The following is a 15589-nucleotide window of genomic DNA, read 5'->3' as shown; positions in this document are numbered from 1 at the left end:
TAACCCTATCGAAATCAATGCCAGCATTTCGGGTTGCGCTTCAACCTCATTCCGGTGATTGCCAATTTTGAACCGGCTCTCTGTTCTTGATTCACGCAAGAATTCTATTTAGCGATCGCTAAAAGGCGAAGACCGTTCTGACTACACCAATGAAGGCATCATTACGGGCATTGTGACCTATGGTAGAAACGCAAAATCTCGCGTCTCTACTCCAAACTTCTGCACCTATCGTCCTTTTCCTCGGCGGAAGCGATCGATCGTGACGGCGACGATAATCACCAAGCCCTTCACCACTAACTGCCAGAAAAAGGACATATTCAGCAGAGTTAAGCCATTGTTGAGGACGGCGATAATCAAGGCACCGAGCAAGGTTCCGGGAATGGTGCCAATGCCGCCAGTGAAGCTGGTGCCACCCAAAATCACCGCCGCGATCGCGTCTAGTTCATAGCCGTTGCCCAACAAACCCGTGGCACTATAGAGTCGGCTGGAACTCATGATGCCTGCCAATCCTGCCAGCAAGCCACTCAAGCCGTAGACAAACAGCAATATCCGCTCGACTTTGATGCCTGTTAGCCGGGCGGCTCGTTGATTGCCACCGACAGCATAAATTTGTACGCCTAAAACCGTTCGTTTGAGGATAAACCAACTGGCGAGTACCACTAGCAGCGCAATCACGACTAGCCAAGGAAAGGGACCTAGATAATTGTTGCCAATCCAAGCAAAGTTAAGCTCTCGGTTCAAGACAGTAGTGCCGTTGGCAACGAGATAGGCAACGCCGCGCAGGGCAGTCAATCCACCCAAGGTGACAATAAAAGGCGGCAAGTCGAGAAAGGCGATTAAAGCACCATTGCCTAAGCCAATTAGCAAACCCGTTAACAAAGCCGCAGGCACCGCCGCCCAGCTTAGGGCAGGCATCAACGAGACGAGAACCCCAACCACTGCCGACACGCCCAAAATTGAGCCAACGGATAGATCGATGCCGCCGGTCAGAATGACGAAGGTCATACCCGTTGCCAGCACAATATTGATCGATGCCTGTCGCAAAATATTGACAACGTTTCCGGCAGTAGGAAAGTTGGGAGTTAGCACTGAAAATAGAATGCAGATCAGCACCAAAATCGGCAAGATTCCCGCGACCTGAAGCCAGTTGTTGGCGACATTGCGCTTGCGTGATAGCGAACTGTCCGCTTTATCCTTTAGGGGACGCAATTCAGTTTGACTCATAATGCGGCGACCTCCGATGCGCCAGTGGCATACGCCATAATGTTTTCTTGAGTAATGGTTGTGCCTGTAGAACCGCCCAGTTCACCCACCAATTGACCTTCCCGCATGACCAAGACGCGATCGCTGAGTCCCACCACTTCTGACAATTCGCTAGAGACCATTAGAATGGCAACGCCCTGTTTTGCTAGGTCGCTGATAATGCGATAGATTTCGCTTTTGGCACCAATATCTACGCCACGCGTGGGTTCATCCAACAACAGCACTCTGGGCTTGATTGCCAGCCATCGTGCCAGTAGGAGTTTTTGCTGATTGCCCCCGGACAAATCCATTGCCCGAATTTCGAGGTTGGCAAGTCGAATGTTAAAGTCTTCCACAGCATCGCTGGCAATCTTGCCCACCGATCGCCAATTGATCACGCCGACTTTAGAGTCTTGTTTCAACATATTCAGGATGATGTTTTTGCCAGAAGTCATTTCTAGAAACAAGCCCTGGTCTTTGCGATCTTCTGGGACATAGCCAATTCCCGCCGCGATCGCATCTCCGGGCGAGTGGATCTCCAGATTTTTGCCATTCAGCCACACTTCACCGCTGGCTTTCGGATCAGCACCAAAAATCAGCCGCGAAAGCTCAGTGCGTCCTGCGCCCACCAACCCCGCTAACCCGACAATCTCTCCAGCCCGGAGGGTGAGATTGGTAGGCTGAACCTTGCGACCGTCGCTGATGTTTTTAACTTCCAGCACCACGGCACCGGGTTCCGTCTGCCGCTGATGCTCGTAAAAATCTCCCATTGGGCGACCCACCATCATTTGCACCAATCGTTCTGGTGAGATCTCATCTCGTGTGAGGCTGCCAATATACTGACCATCTCGCAAGACGCTGACCCGATTTGCCAGGGCGTACACCTCTTCCATCCGATGGCTGATGTAGATGATGGCAATACCGTCACTCCGTAGCTTGTGGATCACTTCAAACAGCCGCTCTGTCTCGCGATCGCTGAGGGCGGCGGTGGGTTCATCCATCACCAGAATACGGCTGTTGTCTTTGAGGGCACGGGCAATTTCGACCAGTTGCTGCTCGGCGATCGACAAGCTAGATACGCGATCATTAGGGGCAAAGGTGGCTCCCAAACTATCCAGCACTCGTGCCGATTCCCGTCTCATGCCTTCGCGATCGAGCAGTAACCCCTGCCGCAATTCGCTGCCCATAAACATGTTTTCGGCAACGGTCAAATTCGGGGCGACATTCAACTCTTGATAAATTAAATTGATGCCCGATCGCCGTGCCATGCCGGGATCAGTGATGTTGAGCCGTTGCTCATTGACATAGATTTCACCTTCATCGGCGATGTATGCCCCTGCCAGGATTTTCATCAACGTGCTTTTGCCTGCGCCGTTTTCCCCCATCAACGCATGGACTTCACCGGGATAAATCGTCAGATTCACATCTCGCAGGGCAGGCACCCCATGAAAGCGCTTGGTAATGCCTCGCATTTCCAGCACGGGAACCAAACTGGGTGCAGATATAGGCGAGGGTTGAATGTCAGTTGTCATCAGTAACTCCTTACTTCCAGCCTGGATATTGGCTGACGTTTTCGCGGGTGATTAACTTGACCGGAATCAGAATGTTGGGGTTAGCGGGTCGCTTGCCATACAAGATATCGTTGCCAACCTGCACGGCTTTTCGCGTCATCCCCAGCGGATCTTGAGCCGCCGTTGCCACCACTAGACTTTTTGGATCAGCGATCGCCTGAGCTGCTTCGGGTGCCCCATCCACGCCCACAATGAAAAATTCACTGCGTTTGGCTTGTCGGGCAGCAAGTTCTGCCCCCACCGCCGACGGATCATTAATGGCAAACACGGCATCCAGTTGGGGAAAGGAGGTGAGCAAATCGGTCATCACCCGCAGTCCACCATCTCGACTGCCTTCCGCGTTCTGGTCTTTTGAAAGAATTTTGATGCCAGGATATTTAGTCAACACCTGTTCACAGCCCTGCACCCGCTCAATTACCGAGATCACAGGCGGTCCATTCACAATCACGATGTTGCCTTTCCCCTTGAGGCGATCGGCAATGAACTGACAACTGAGTTGCCCTGCTTGCACATTGTTGGAGGTGATAGTGGCATCCACGCCGCCCCCCGCCGCTGTATCCACTGCAATGACTACACTGCCGGACTGTTTAGCTTTCTCAACCGCAGGCTCAATGCCCTTGCTGTCTGCCGCGTTCAGAATAATAATGTCTGTCTTGGCGGCAACAAAATTCTCGATCTGGTTAAACTGCTGATTTAGGTCATACCCACTGGAAACCACCGTCACTTGGGTATTGCCACCGCCAATTTTTTTGGCTTCTGTCTCTGCGCCACGCCCCATCAACACAAAGAATGGATTGCTGAGATCGCCAACGGTAACAGCAACCGATTTCAGCTTGGCATTTGGATCTGAGCTACTTGGCGCGATTCCACCCTGATTACTAGAATTGGGTGAACAAGCAGCCAGAATTCCGCCCATTAGACTTAAAAAAGCGATCGCAATGATCCTTTGAATCGCTGCATGAACTTTTGTTGTTTTTTTGCTCATCTCTCTCTACTAACTCGCTAATTAGAGTCAACAGAATCAAGATTTGCAAATTGAATTGAACTAGAACTTTATTCAATGATTGAAGCGTTGATCCAGCAATAATTGTATGCAGTTCTAGTTTTAATTCTTTACGATTGTATTTTCCTAAATGGATTTTATCTGAGTGTTTATTTAAACAGAGTTGTAAAAGGCATTAGGAATGAAAATTTGCAAATCAATAATCTGAATATAGTTGAACATATCAAAAAAGCTACTGCGTCTCCATCCTCCTAATGACTGAGCAACGACTGAGTGACCTTAAATTTTTGTTACTTGGTTGTTTCTAAATGTATATTACAAAGTTGCAATCTACTCAAGAAACAAACTGTTATGTTGTCAACATTATCTGATTAACTAACTCTAGAAATAGTTTCTAACTAAAGTCGAAAAAGAGTTAAAGATGATCTTTATCAATGTTTGTGGTGACGATGTCATAGGAGTAAGAACTTGGAAATCCGCTCACACCAGCGGCTAATTGAATGACACCTTTTCAGGAATTTCACTTGACGATCGCGTCTGGGAAGCGCTCTTGCAAGGCTGGAAAAACTGGGCAGGGTTTGCGATCGCTGAGGTTGTCAGGTTTATTCCAGGTGTAGGGTGCTTTAGCCGCCGCAGACATCCACAGCAATCGTTTAGCGCGGGTCATCGCCACATAAAGCAAGCGAAATTCTTCGGCAGTTTTAAGATTTTGGGCACGATTCCAGGCGGCTAGTGTATCCGCAAAACTAGGCTGATTGTGAACTTGGGCGCGAATTTGGGCACGAGCGACTTCTGCTAGGGTGAAATTGCCTAAGAAAGCTGCCTGGGGCGGAATCCAAGGGTTGCCAGGGATCATATTCTCATGCAAAAAGGGAATGAATACCCAGTCCCAATCCAGACCTTTCGCCTTGTGCATGGTGATAATGGTCAACTGTCCGGCTTTGGTGTAGCGATCGTCAGCATTTTCGGTGTCCACTGGCTCAAATCGTTCTGAAGCCACAATGTCATTCAATGCCGCGAGAATAGCAGGGAGAGTGGGGTCACCCTGGGTTTGCTGGGTGGTGCGGTCAGCCAATTTATCCGCCGTCGCCAGTTCGCTTTGGTTATAGCCCAGGGTAAACGCAAAAAAGGAAATCAGTTGATAGGGCGGCAGTTCTAACCGGGCACGCAGGAGACTGGTGCAATAGCGACGGGCTTGGTGAACGGGTTCCGATTGAACTGAATCAAGCGGTCCGGGATACAGCATTTGTTCGGGAAAACTTACGATCGCGTTCAAATCTTGGGTGGGAATCAGTTTGCGTTGCACTAATGTTGTCAGAGCATTTTTCAAGTTGTCGGGCGAGTGGGGGCGATCGCAAAATTGCAGCAGCCTCAGCATCTCAACCGGCACATAAGATTGGCGCTCCTGTTGCCCCACGTCATACACCGGAATGGTGCCGCCATACCAGCGCTGTAGTTCTCGCGCCACAAATCGCCCTTGCTCATTCGTTCGGACTAATACCGCTGCGGCACCCTCAGGATTATTTTGGAATAGCCGAAGCGATCGCTGCCCGATTAATTCCACCGTTTGAAACACATCGTCTGGCGTGTAAAGCTCCAGTCCGCGTCCTTCTGGCTCTGGGTTAAGCTGCGGATCACCGGGGGGCACTGGCTGAATTTTTTGCAGGCGAAAAGGCTGCTCGGTTCCAGCAAGTTTGGAGCGATTCACCCACTCCACCACAAAGTTTGCAGCATTGATAATCTTGCCTGTGCTGCGTCCTGCCTGGGTCATGGTTGCCAAACGGTCTTGGCGATCGCACTCATCACAAAACTCACGAAAAAAAATCGGGTCGGCAGGCGTAAAAGTAGAATTAATTGCCTGGTTGGGGTCGCCAACGCGCACCAGATTTAACCGATCTGGTTGGGCAGAATCAGCGGCAATAATTTCTAATAAACGGGTTTGCAATGGGCTAGAATCCTGTGCTTCATCTTCAAACACGGCAAAGACTTGTTGCTGCCAATAGTGCCGCACGGTGGGGTCATCCAGCACGCGCAAGGCTGCCAAGATGATTTCGTCATAATCCATCCAGTTACGCCGATGCAGTTGCTCTTGGTACAGTTCATACAAACCTGCCGCGATCGCTAGAACCGAGTATTCATCGACACTGTTATCACTAAAGCTGCGCAAATCATCGGGCTGTAAACCAGAACTTTTCGCCTCATGCACCACGGTCGTTATTAAATTGGGCAAGACCTCCGTTCGCAATACGGACTGTCGCCGTAGTCGTTCGGTTTCCTCCCCGTCAAACTGTTGCCCTTCCAATAAGGTTTGAAACAGTCGCGGATTATTGGCGATCCACGATTCCACGCAGGCACGCACCAATCGATGATTTTGGTTGGGCGTAACCAGCAACGTGTCGGAATTTAAACCTGTTTGCTCAAGGTGGCTACGGGCGATCGCCCACCCTAACCCATGCAGCGTATAAACTGAAAAGCCCTGCTGCGGCAACGATAGCTGCTTTAGGTAGCTGCGAATTTTGGCTTTAATGTTTGCCGCCGCCGATCGCGTAAACGTGACCACAATCAACTGCCGCCGAGCATTGAGTTGATTCTGTGCAATCGCGATCGCGGCTGCCACCGCCATCCCTGTCGATTTGCCCGATCCCGGCACCGCCGCCACCGCCAATGCCCCCGATTGCCAATCCGCTAGTTCTCGCTGCCCCACCCGCAGCATGGCGCGCAGATCATCCAAAGTAGTCACGGGAGAAGAAAGCATATACCAGCAGTTCCTACGCAACGAAAATTCAATCTGCGATCGCAAGCAATCAGCAGCGCAATTTAGGATAAAAGGTAGAATCAATCAATTCACATTGGGAATCGTTTAATCTATAGCGAATTGTTTGAACTTGAACGCCATCCGCTAATTCTAACTGCTTAAATTCTATGCGGAATTGAGGAAATGCTTTAGGTGCACAAATTGCCGCTTGGATCGCCTGGGATTGCAAATTAAACTGAAAACAAAACGGAAAGGAAAAAGGATTTCTAAACCGTAAATCTTTATAGCCATATACGACGGTTGCATCGGAACCCAAAGGTGCAAAACGACTGGCTTCTGTATAGATATCTTTGGAATGAGGATATCGTTCTAAAGGCATGATTCCAGCCTTCAAAATCAGAAAGTAAATCAACCCAGACAGTTGGCATAAACCACCGCCAATTTCTGCTGTAAGCTGATCCTTGGCAATCACCCGTCCGGCTAAATATCCTCTTTTTGGGCTAGGACACCCGACTAAGTGCCAGAACGAAAAAATTTGATTGGGTGGAATTAAAATGTCTTGAATCTGGGCGATCGCCAGTGCCAAGTTATGTTTTTTATTATCAGAATACTCTGTTTCAAAAATAGGTTGGGTCAGATCAATTTGAGGGTGAAGGAATTGCTTTTCTATCTCTAACAATTGTTGTGAATTAACAAAGTGATGAGATTGCCCTGTTGACCAATCTACCCAATTTCTCTGAGTCACTTTAAGGCGTAATCTCCAAGATGCAGGGATGAGTTGTTTCATGCCATATCTGAAAACAAGTTGAGGGGTAAATGTCCGTAAGTTTCATTCACGTCTTCATCATCCGCCGATTGGCAAGACACCAGCACCCCGCGATGAGTTCCGGTATAACTATCCAAGTGGCAGCGGTTAGTGTTGGGGTTGAACTTGACATAGACCGAGCCTGGGATTGCATCGGGCTGGGGGCGCGCAGAATATCCCAGAGCCGCGAGATAGTCATGCAAAGTCGCGATCGCTTGAGGGGCGGTATCGGCACAAATGCCAAAAATTTGATAATCAGAGCGATCGCAAACCTGCCGGATGGCTAACTGAATTGCCTCTAAAGTCAGCAATTGGTCTACGGGCACCTGTTCAATGCAAATAAACTGTCTTAAGAGCGTTTGAGCCGCATCCAGATTCATCGGTAAAGAAGACAACGTTGAGTCTTGTTAGGTAGAAGGAAGAAAAGAACAAAGATTTTCTAATCCCCACCCCACTATCTCTTATTTCAGGCGGCTTCTGATTGATCTATTTTTTTGGACAATTGCAAAACCAGCATCTTATTGAGAATAATATGCAAGTGTCTTCGTATGGTGTATGCTAATACATAGGCTGTTGAACTTCTTTCGCAAGTATGATTAGCATTTTGTTAAAAGATTGTCGAGTCAATATTTAAATTTTTCTGCCAAGTTTTTGTGTATCTGCTTTTAGGCAAGCGAGCACTAGGTTCAACCATTTTGAACCTGTTGGCTGTACTCTGCCGTAGAAATGAGATCGCCCGGACTTTAATAACCACTAAGAATCATTTGCATTAGCTAAACTAATGAATCTATCTAGCTCAATTCCCCTCACTGTTCCAGTTGGCACCATTTCTCGCTGCGATCGCTGGCTCGCCTGCCAGCGGTTGCGCGACCTCAGCATCCCTTGTCAGTGCCACTCCGATGGCTATCTTGAGGTAGAAATCACCCATCCCATCGCAATCCTTCAGCTTCGGAGCGTCGTCCAGCAGATTGCCGCACCTCGCTCAGAGCTTATCGACTGGCTAGAAAAATGCCTAGCCTATGATTGCTAGGCTGTCTATGATATCTGACCTTCCGCCCATCGCCACTTAAAAATCATCATGAGTAAAAAACACAAGCAGCTATCTACCTTTAGCCTCGAAGGGCGCTTCCTCAGCTTCATTTTGGAAGACGGTTACAAGATTAAACATTTACGGGTGGCAACTGCGGAAGGCGAACTTTGCATTAAGCTTTCTAAGGAGGCAAGAGCTTCTGTGAAAGGGGTGCTGGCTCCAGGCAGTTGGATTGGAATATTTGGAGAGCGATCGGTTGATCTGACAACTGGAGAAGTGAGGTATAAAGCGTTTTCGATTAACCAAGCGCTAGCCAGACTCGATGACAATCTGACAGGGATTGATGCAATGTCGCTTCCTTCAACTAATATGGCTGAGAAGCAGAAGGCTCAGCGTCCAGCGACGATTCTAATGTGTCAAAAGTCCGACTGCATGAAGCGGGGCGGAAAAGCGATTTGCCAAGCATTGCAATCCACCTTAAGCGATCGCGGCTTGCAGGATCAGGTGAAAGTTAAGGGCACAGGCTGCATGAAACAGTGTAAAGCAGGTCCAAACGTGGTTATGCCTGACAAAACTCGCTATACCCGCATCACCGCCAAAGAAATTCCCCAAGTAATTGATCAGCATTTTCCCGTGACGATTCGTGAAACCTCGGCGGGAACTGTGCCAGAGTCTTCTCAATCAACGCTCCTGCCAATTTCTTAAACAGAATTGTTTTAACCAGGATTATTCAAACGGACAAACGGACTATCCACGTCTCCTAGATTCTCCTTAGAACCACTGTCCATTCCTGGGGTTAGCGTCATCAAATCTTCAATGTTGCAAAGCATTGTGGCGCAAATCGTATCAAGCGGCAAATCGTTTGCATCGTGCCCAAATGGGTTTTCAATTTCGACACCGATTTCCTCAATGCCAAACAGCGTAAAGCTAATCAGCGCGACTACAAGCCCTGTCCACCAGCCCAATTGACCCACTGTTTGAAACGGTAACGATAAACAGTAAAGCAAGAGCAACTGTTTTAGGTGAATCGAGTATGCCAAGGGCATCGGTGTTTTCAAAATCCGCTCACAGCCGCCCAAACAATCCACTAAGCCATTGAGCAAATTCTGCATTGCCATCAATTGGTAGCTATCAAATTGTTGATGGCTATATTGGTTTTGTAAATAGTCTCCAATCCAAAAGGCGACTTCTAGCGGTGGGTGATTCATCGTTTGCAGCTTGCGAAATTTGGCGGGTGCGATCAATTTTTCCGCTTCTGCACCCAGCGGTTCCTGCCGGAGGTGTTGCTTTGTGGCGATCGCAAACACCACTAATAACTTCAATGCCGCAACTTTATCATCTCGATCTTCTGGCTGTTTTGCCGGCACCGCAATCCACATATGACGAGCCAAGTTGCGAGTTGTATTCACAATTGATCCCCATAATTTTCGTCCTTCCCAAAAGCGCTCATATGCTGTGTTTGTCCGAAATACCAGCAATAGCCCCAGCACAATATTGGGAATCAAGCTAGTTAGGGTTGGCAATGCCACTGGATATTCCAAGTAAGCAAAAACAGAAATCAAGACCCCAAACAAACCGCAAATGATAGTGCGTCCCAAAATAGATGGAATCACAGAACCTTTAAGCTGAAATGCTATCTGGAACCAGTGTTTGTCTTTAATAGCCATGGGCAAGAGTCAGGGGTCAGGGGCAGGGGGCAGAGAAAAATAAATCTATAAGGAACCAATATATTTTTAAGTTTGGGGGATGCCTTGGTCGTTCTTCTTGCTCACTATCTACTATCTGTTCATTCCCTGTCCACATTTTTCCTATTCGCACCTCGCCCCTTCTTGCTACACCTCCTATCATGAAGGTAAAGCACAACACATCGCCTCATGCTGACTCAGATTAAGGATATTGCTGCAAATTTAGCTCCTCGATTGATTGAAATTCGTCGCCATTTACATAGCCATCCAGAACTGAGTGGTCAAGAGCATCAAACAGCGGCTTATGTAGCTGGAGTCCTCTCCTCCTGTGGGTTGCAGGTTAAGGAAGGGGTTGGTAAGGTTGGAGTCATTGGAGAATTGCGTGGTAAAAACTGTCAGGCGAGATCGCTGGCAATTCGGACAGATATGGATGCGCTGCCGATTCATGAACGCACCGAGCTAGAGTTTGCCTCACGGCAATTGGGAGTGATGCACGCCTGTGGACATGATGTTCACACCACCGTGGGATTAGGTACGGCAATGGTACTCGCGCAACTGGGAAAAACACTGCCGGGAAACGTGCGGTTTTTGTTCCAGCCTGCGGAGGAAGTGGCGCAGGGTGCAAACTGGATGATCAATGATGGGGCAATGAAAGAGGTGGCAGGCGTATTATCGCTGCATGTGTTTCCGTCCATTCAAGCAGGCATGGTGGGCATTCGCTATGGGGCATTGACAGCGGCAGCGGATGATTTGGAAATCACGATTTTGGGTGAGTCGGGGCATGGGGCGCGTCCCCATGAGGCGGTGGATGCCATTTGGATTGCCTCACAGGTGATCACCACATTGCAGCAGGCAATTAGCCGCACCCAGAATCCGCTGCGTCCGGTGGTGCTGACGATTGGGCAGATTAGCGGCGGGCGGGCACCAAATGTGATTGCGGATCAGGTGAAATTATTGGGCACGGTGCGATCGCTCCATCCAGAAACGAGCGCGGCTCTACCGGATTGGATTGAGCGGATTGTGGCGGGAGTATGCCAACCCTACGGTGCCCGATATGAGGTGAACTATCAGCGGGGAGTGCCGTCGGTGCAAAATGATCTGGCGTTGACCCAATTGCTGGAGTCGGCGGCGCGAGAAGCTTGGGGCGACGGCGGCATTGTGATGATTCAGGAGCCGTCGTTGGGTGCAGAAGATTTTTCGATGTATCTCCAACATGCTCCGGGAAGCATGTTTCGGCTGGGGGTTGGGTTTCGCGATCGCCCCAATTACCCATTGCATCATCCCCAATTTGCCGTTGATGAGTCGTCAATAGTGACAGGGATTGTTACCCTTGCCTATGCCGCATGGCAATATTGGCAGCAGGTGCCGACCGATACTGAAGATGTAACTGCATCTTAACTCTTTGCCTAATCCTACAGGTTCTATAGAATGTGACTTATGATCAGAGCTTAGTTATTTCTACGGTTAGAGTAGATTGTTCCCAAAAAAAATTCGGAGCGCTCGGCAGAAATACGGTTATCTCGTAGAGCGAGAAATTCCACTATGGAAATTCTGGGTTGTATTGGTGATTGAGGGGACGATCTCAATTTTGGGGCTTTTGAGCAGACAGTTGGGTAGTCGCTAACAATGGATGGTAGAGGTGATTGGGTGGAAGGCGAACTAGCGGACATTAACTTGGAAGAGAGCGATCGCCGCTTTCGTTCGTTGATTGAAAATGCCACTGACATCATTGTGATTTTGGATGAAACGGGTATTTTTCGCTACTGTAGCCCCTCCGCAGAGCGTGTTTTAGGCTATCGCTTAGAAGACGTTAATGGCAAATCTGCGGTTGAATTAGTGCATCCAGACGATATTGCCATCATCCTGGAAGTGTTGCAAAACGCAGTGCAAAATCCTCGCGTTGGGCAACCCGCGATCGAATATCGAGTGCGGCATCGAAATGGCTGTTGGCGTTCATTTGAAGCCGTTGCCACTAGCTTGCTGGATGATCCTGCCATTCGAGGAGTGGTGGTTAATTGTCATGATATTACTGAACGTAATCGGGTGGAAGAAGCCCTGCGGGGAGCAAATCGGCAGATTGCTAACATTCTCGAAAGCGTTACGGATGCATTCGTTTCGCTAGATAAAAACTGGTGCTTTACCTATCTCAATCATCAAGCGGCACAACTGATTCAGCGATCGCGCGAAGAATTGCTGGGTCAAAATCTCTGGGAAACGTTCCCCGATTTTATCGGCTCAACGTTAGATCGAGAATGTAATAAAGCCCTTGCTCAAAAAATTCCAGTCAGTTTTGAAGAGTTTTATCCCTTCTTGCGAACCTGGTTTGAGGTGCGTGTTTTTCCCACAGCCGATGGATTGTCTCTATTTTTAGTAGACGTGACTGAGCGACGGCATGCCCAAGCTGAGTTGTTAGAGATGAGTACAGCGTTGGGAAATGCCGTGGAAGGCATTGCTCGTTTGGACATCAAAGGGCGCTATATCGCTCTGAACCGGGCTTATGCTGGAGCCTTAGGCTATGAGCAGGCAGAAATGATTGGCATGGCTTGGCAAGACACCGTCTATTCAGATGATAGGGCGATCGCAGAGGTAAGCTACCAACACATGCTGCTGCACGGAAAAAGTGAGGCAGAAGTTCGGGCAATTCGTAAAGACGGTTCAACATTTCATAAAGAAGTCATGATGGTGGCTGCTTACGATTGGTATGAGCAACTGATTGGACACCACTGCTTTACCCGAGATATTACTGAACGAAAATTGGCAGAAGCAGCCCTTTTGCAGCAAGCAGAACGAGAACGATTAATGGCAGGATTGGCGCAGTTGTCAGCCAGTATTTCCCATCGAATTCGTCAATCTTTGAACCTAAAAGAAATTTTGAACACAACAGTTTCAGAGGTTCGCCAGTTTTTAATGGCAGATCGAGTCGTGATTTATCGCAGCCTTGCCACTAGCGATCGCATCGTCACCGCAGAATCGGTTCGGCCGAACTATCTTTCTCTTTTAGGTCTTACCTTAAACGACACCTCCTTTGGGCACCGCCATCTGACCTATCGCCAAGGGCAACATGTGGTGGTAGATGATCACCAGCAGCAATCTCCTGAACTGCAAGCGTTTATGGCGCAGTGGCAGATTCAATCTTTTTTGGCGGTGCCAATTTTGCACGGCGATGAATTATGGGGAACACTCGTTGCCCATCAGTGTAGTACGACGCGGGTCTGGGCAACTTATGAAATTGGGCTATTGGAACAACTGGCAAGTCAAGTGGCGATCGCCATTCAACAGTCCGAGCTTTATCGCCAAGTGCGTCAACTCAACGCCAACCTAGAAGAGCAAGTGCGAGAACGGACGATCCAACTTCAGCAAGCACTGACCTATGAAGCAATGCTGAAGCGAATTACAGACTCAGTGCGCGATAGTTTAGACGAAGATCAAATTCTTCAAAATGCGGTTCAAGAGCTAGTTCTAGGGTTAGGAACCGCTGGATGTGATGCAGGGATTTATGATTTAGAGCAGGGAACTTCTACCGTTCGCTATGAATATATTCGTTCTGATGTTCCGGCAGCCAAAGGTGCCACCGTAAAGATGGCAGACTATGCTCATCTGTATGATCAGCTTTTAAAAGCCCAATATTTTCAGTTTTGCCGGCTTCACGATACAGGAATGCGCCCCTTGGCGGGTCTACACGCCGCCTTTGTGTGTCCCATTGTGGATGACCAAAGTGTTATGGCTGATCTGTGGCTGTTTAGGCGAGCCGATGAAGCCTTCACAGACTTGGAAATTCGGCTGGTGCAACAGGTGGCAAATCAATGCGCGATCGCAATTCGTCAGGCTCGTCTATATCAAGCAACTCAGGCGCAGGTGACTGCTTTAGAAGAGCTTAACCAGCTAAAAGATGATTTTCTTAGCACCGTGTCTCATGAACTGCGGACTCCCATGTCTAACATGAAAATGGCGATCCACATGTTGAAAACCATGACCAGCCCGGAGCGCCAAAAGCAATATTTAGATATTTTGCAATCGGAGTGCATTCGAGAAATTGAGTTAATTAATGACCTGCTTGACCTGCAACGGCTAGAAGCCTCTTCTTATCTGCTTAATCCAGTCCCAATCAATCTGCAAGAGTGCCTGGATCGATTGGTGGAACCTTTTCGATCGCGCGTCCACGATCGCAACCAAACTTTACACGTTCGCATTCCAGCCAACCTGCCGCCGATTATTGCTGACCAGCCAACCTTAGAACGGGTGCTAGCTGAACTGCTCAATAATGCTTGCAAATATACGCCTCCTAATGGCGAAGTGATTTTGAGCGTAAGGCAGGTGGAGAACTCAGCCAGCGATCTCGGCGCGCAGATTGTATTTTTGGTCCAAAATCAGGTAGAAATTCCAGCAACAGAATTAGCTCGAATTTTTGACAAATTTTATCGGGTGCCCAATGGCGATCGCTGGCGGCAAGGCGGTACGGGGTTAGGGTTGGCTTTAGTCCAGCGGCTTGTGGATGAATTAGGCGGCTCTATCCAAGTTGAAAGTAACCAAGGCTGGACAACTTTTGCCCTTCACTTATAACCGTACGGTCTGAAATACTACTATCAAGCAGCAATAACGCGACGATTGTTCCTTTTCAAAACTGCGCTCACATCCAAGCAGTGAAATCCTGCAAAAACTGGGGCAATGATAACAGTCGAATTCGCGGATTTGCCTGAATTGATGCCCGTACCGCTGGCGTATTAAATCCCCAATCGGTCAGAAACATTTGGACATCTTCTAAATCGGGCTGTTGCTCCACTAGATGCAGCGCTTTTACATGGTCTTCCACAAACCAAATACTTGAATTTCCCGATGCTTTCAGCGATCGCAGCACCTCAAATTTTGGGCGTTGTGCTTGCTTGCCGTAAACCTGAGCATCCGGTAAAACAATTCCCTGAACCTGCAACAACTCTTGAGCAAACCGCTGCGATCGATTGGTGACAATAACCAGTTGCACAGGGCTATCCAAAATCTTGAGGAGCCGATCGCGAATACCAGGATAGAACGGCTGACAGGCTAACCAACTTTCGCGATCGCTGGTAATCCATTGATCACGCACCTGAATGAATCCCTCCACCACTTGAGCTTCTGTTATCTGATCTTTTGCCAAAAGCTGCGGAGCCAACGTATACCAGGTATCTAATATTTCATCATCGGAAATCTCTAGCATCAACGCTCTGACTAAAAGCGCTAGATCGCGATCGGTTTCAATCACCGCAGCCAACCGTCTATAGCGATCGCTGAGTCCAGAGGGCGGCTTTGCATCTGGGGCACTCCAAACCTGGCAATAGGTTCGCCAACCTGACTGAAAATATTCCAATCGACCATCACAAATGACTCCATCAAAGTCAAGCGCCAGAATAGTGGGCATTGCAACACTACTTGAATTGAAAACCATAGAGCTAGCCCTTGACTAATCAGCGTTACCTTAGCAAAGAAAAGCCTAATATAAGGTAATCTACTCTACGCAGAGATCA

12 protein-coding genes are annotated in these 15589 nt (G+C 48.6%); 4 read left to right on the top strand and 8 right to left on the bottom strand.

The window, feature by feature from the left end; genetic code table 11:
• Window positions 1-225: 225 nt before the first annotated feature.
• The 6 genes from AC1S5B_RS13570 to AC1S5B_RS13545 all read right to left on the bottom strand — a co-directional run bounded on the left by AC1S5B_RS13570 (window position 226) and on the right by AC1S5B_RS13545 (window position 7771).
• Window positions 226-1224 (bottom strand): ABC transporter permease subunit, encoded by a 999-nt coding sequence (locus AC1S5B_RS13570; RefSeq protein WP_482036203.1) that lies wholly within the window; start codon window positions 1222-1224, stop codon window positions 226-228.
• Complete coding sequence (locus AC1S5B_RS13565) at window positions 1221-2774, bottom strand: sugar ABC transporter ATP-binding protein (RefSeq protein WP_482036202.1); 1554 nt, start codon at window positions 2772-2774, stop codon at window positions 1221-1223. Before AC1S5B_RS13565 ends, AC1S5B_RS13570 begins: the two co-directional genes overlap by 4 nt.
• A 10-nt stretch (window positions 2775-2784) precedes the next feature.
• Complete coding sequence (locus AC1S5B_RS13560; RefSeq protein ID WP_482036201.1) at window positions 2785-3798, bottom strand: ABC transporter substrate-binding protein; 1014 nt, start codon at window positions 3796-3798, stop codon at window positions 2785-2787.
• A 538-nt stretch (window positions 3799-4336) separates the two neighbouring features.
• On the bottom strand, window positions 4337-6571 hold the full coding sequence (locus AC1S5B_RS13555) for an ATP-dependent helicase (RefSeq protein ID WP_482036200.1): 2235 nt from the start codon (window positions 6569-6571) through the stop codon (window positions 4337-4339).
• A 49-nt stretch (window positions 6572-6620) separates the two neighbouring features.
• Window positions 6621-7358 carry a VanW family protein gene (locus AC1S5B_RS13550; protein ID WP_482036199.1) on the bottom strand — a complete coding sequence of 246 codons (738 nt, stop codon included), beginning with the start codon at window positions 7356-7358 and terminating at the stop codon, window positions 6621-6623.
• Window positions 7355-7771, bottom strand: coding sequence for a DUF1824 family protein (locus AC1S5B_RS13545; RefSeq protein ID WP_482036198.1), 417 nt, complete (start codon window positions 7769-7771; stop codon window positions 7355-7357). Before AC1S5B_RS13545 ends, AC1S5B_RS13550 begins: the two co-directional genes overlap by 4 nt.
• A gap of 386 nt (window positions 7772-8157) precedes the next feature.
• Between AC1S5B_RS13545 and AC1S5B_RS13540 the strand changes: the two genes are divergently transcribed.
• Both AC1S5B_RS13540 and AC1S5B_RS13535 read left to right on the top strand, forming a co-directional pair.
• Window positions 8158-8406, top strand: a complete 249-nt coding sequence (locus tag AC1S5B_RS13540) for an Asr1405/Asl0597 family protein (RefSeq protein WP_482036197.1) — start codon at window positions 8158-8160, stop codon at window positions 8404-8406.
• A gap of 48 nt (window positions 8407-8454) precedes the next feature.
• Complete coding sequence (locus tag AC1S5B_RS13535; RefSeq protein WP_482036196.1) at window positions 8455-9111, top strand: (2Fe-2S) ferredoxin domain-containing protein; 657 nt, start codon at window positions 8455-8457, stop codon at window positions 9109-9111.
• Between the two features lie 11 nt (window positions 9112-9122).
• Here the strand turns inward: AC1S5B_RS13535 and AC1S5B_RS13530 are convergent, their stop codons facing one another.
• Window positions 9123-10073 carry a bestrophin family protein gene (locus AC1S5B_RS13530; RefSeq protein ID WP_482036195.1) on the bottom strand — a complete coding sequence of 317 codons (951 nt, stop codon included), beginning with the start codon at window positions 10071-10073 and terminating at the stop codon, window positions 9123-9125.
• Between the two features lie 207 nt (window positions 10074-10280).
• On the opposite strand from AC1S5B_RS13530, the gene AC1S5B_RS13525 reads away from it, so the two are divergent.
• Both AC1S5B_RS13525 and AC1S5B_RS13520 read left to right on the top strand, forming a co-directional pair.
• Window positions 10281-11489, top strand: coding sequence for a M20 family metallopeptidase (locus tag AC1S5B_RS13525; protein ID WP_482036194.1), 1209 nt, complete (start codon window positions 10281-10283; stop codon window positions 11487-11489).
• A 228-nt stretch (window positions 11490-11717) separates the two neighbouring features.
• Window positions 11718-14651, top strand: a complete 2934-nt coding sequence (locus AC1S5B_RS13520) for a sensor histidine kinase (RefSeq protein ID WP_482036193.1) — start codon at window positions 11718-11720, stop codon at window positions 14649-14651.
• A gap of 67 nt (window positions 14652-14718) precedes the next feature.
• Here the strand turns inward: AC1S5B_RS13520 and AC1S5B_RS13515 are convergent, their stop codons facing one another.
• On the bottom strand, window positions 14719-15510 hold the full coding sequence (locus tag AC1S5B_RS13515) for an HAD family hydrolase (RefSeq protein ID WP_482036192.1): 792 nt from the start codon (window positions 15508-15510) through the stop codon (window positions 14719-14721).
• Between the last annotated feature and the right edge of the window lie 79 nt (window positions 15511-15589).

Source organism: Leptolyngbya sp. CALU 1928, assembly GCF_056784215.1.
This window is presented reverse-complemented; position numbering and strand designations above follow the sequence as displayed.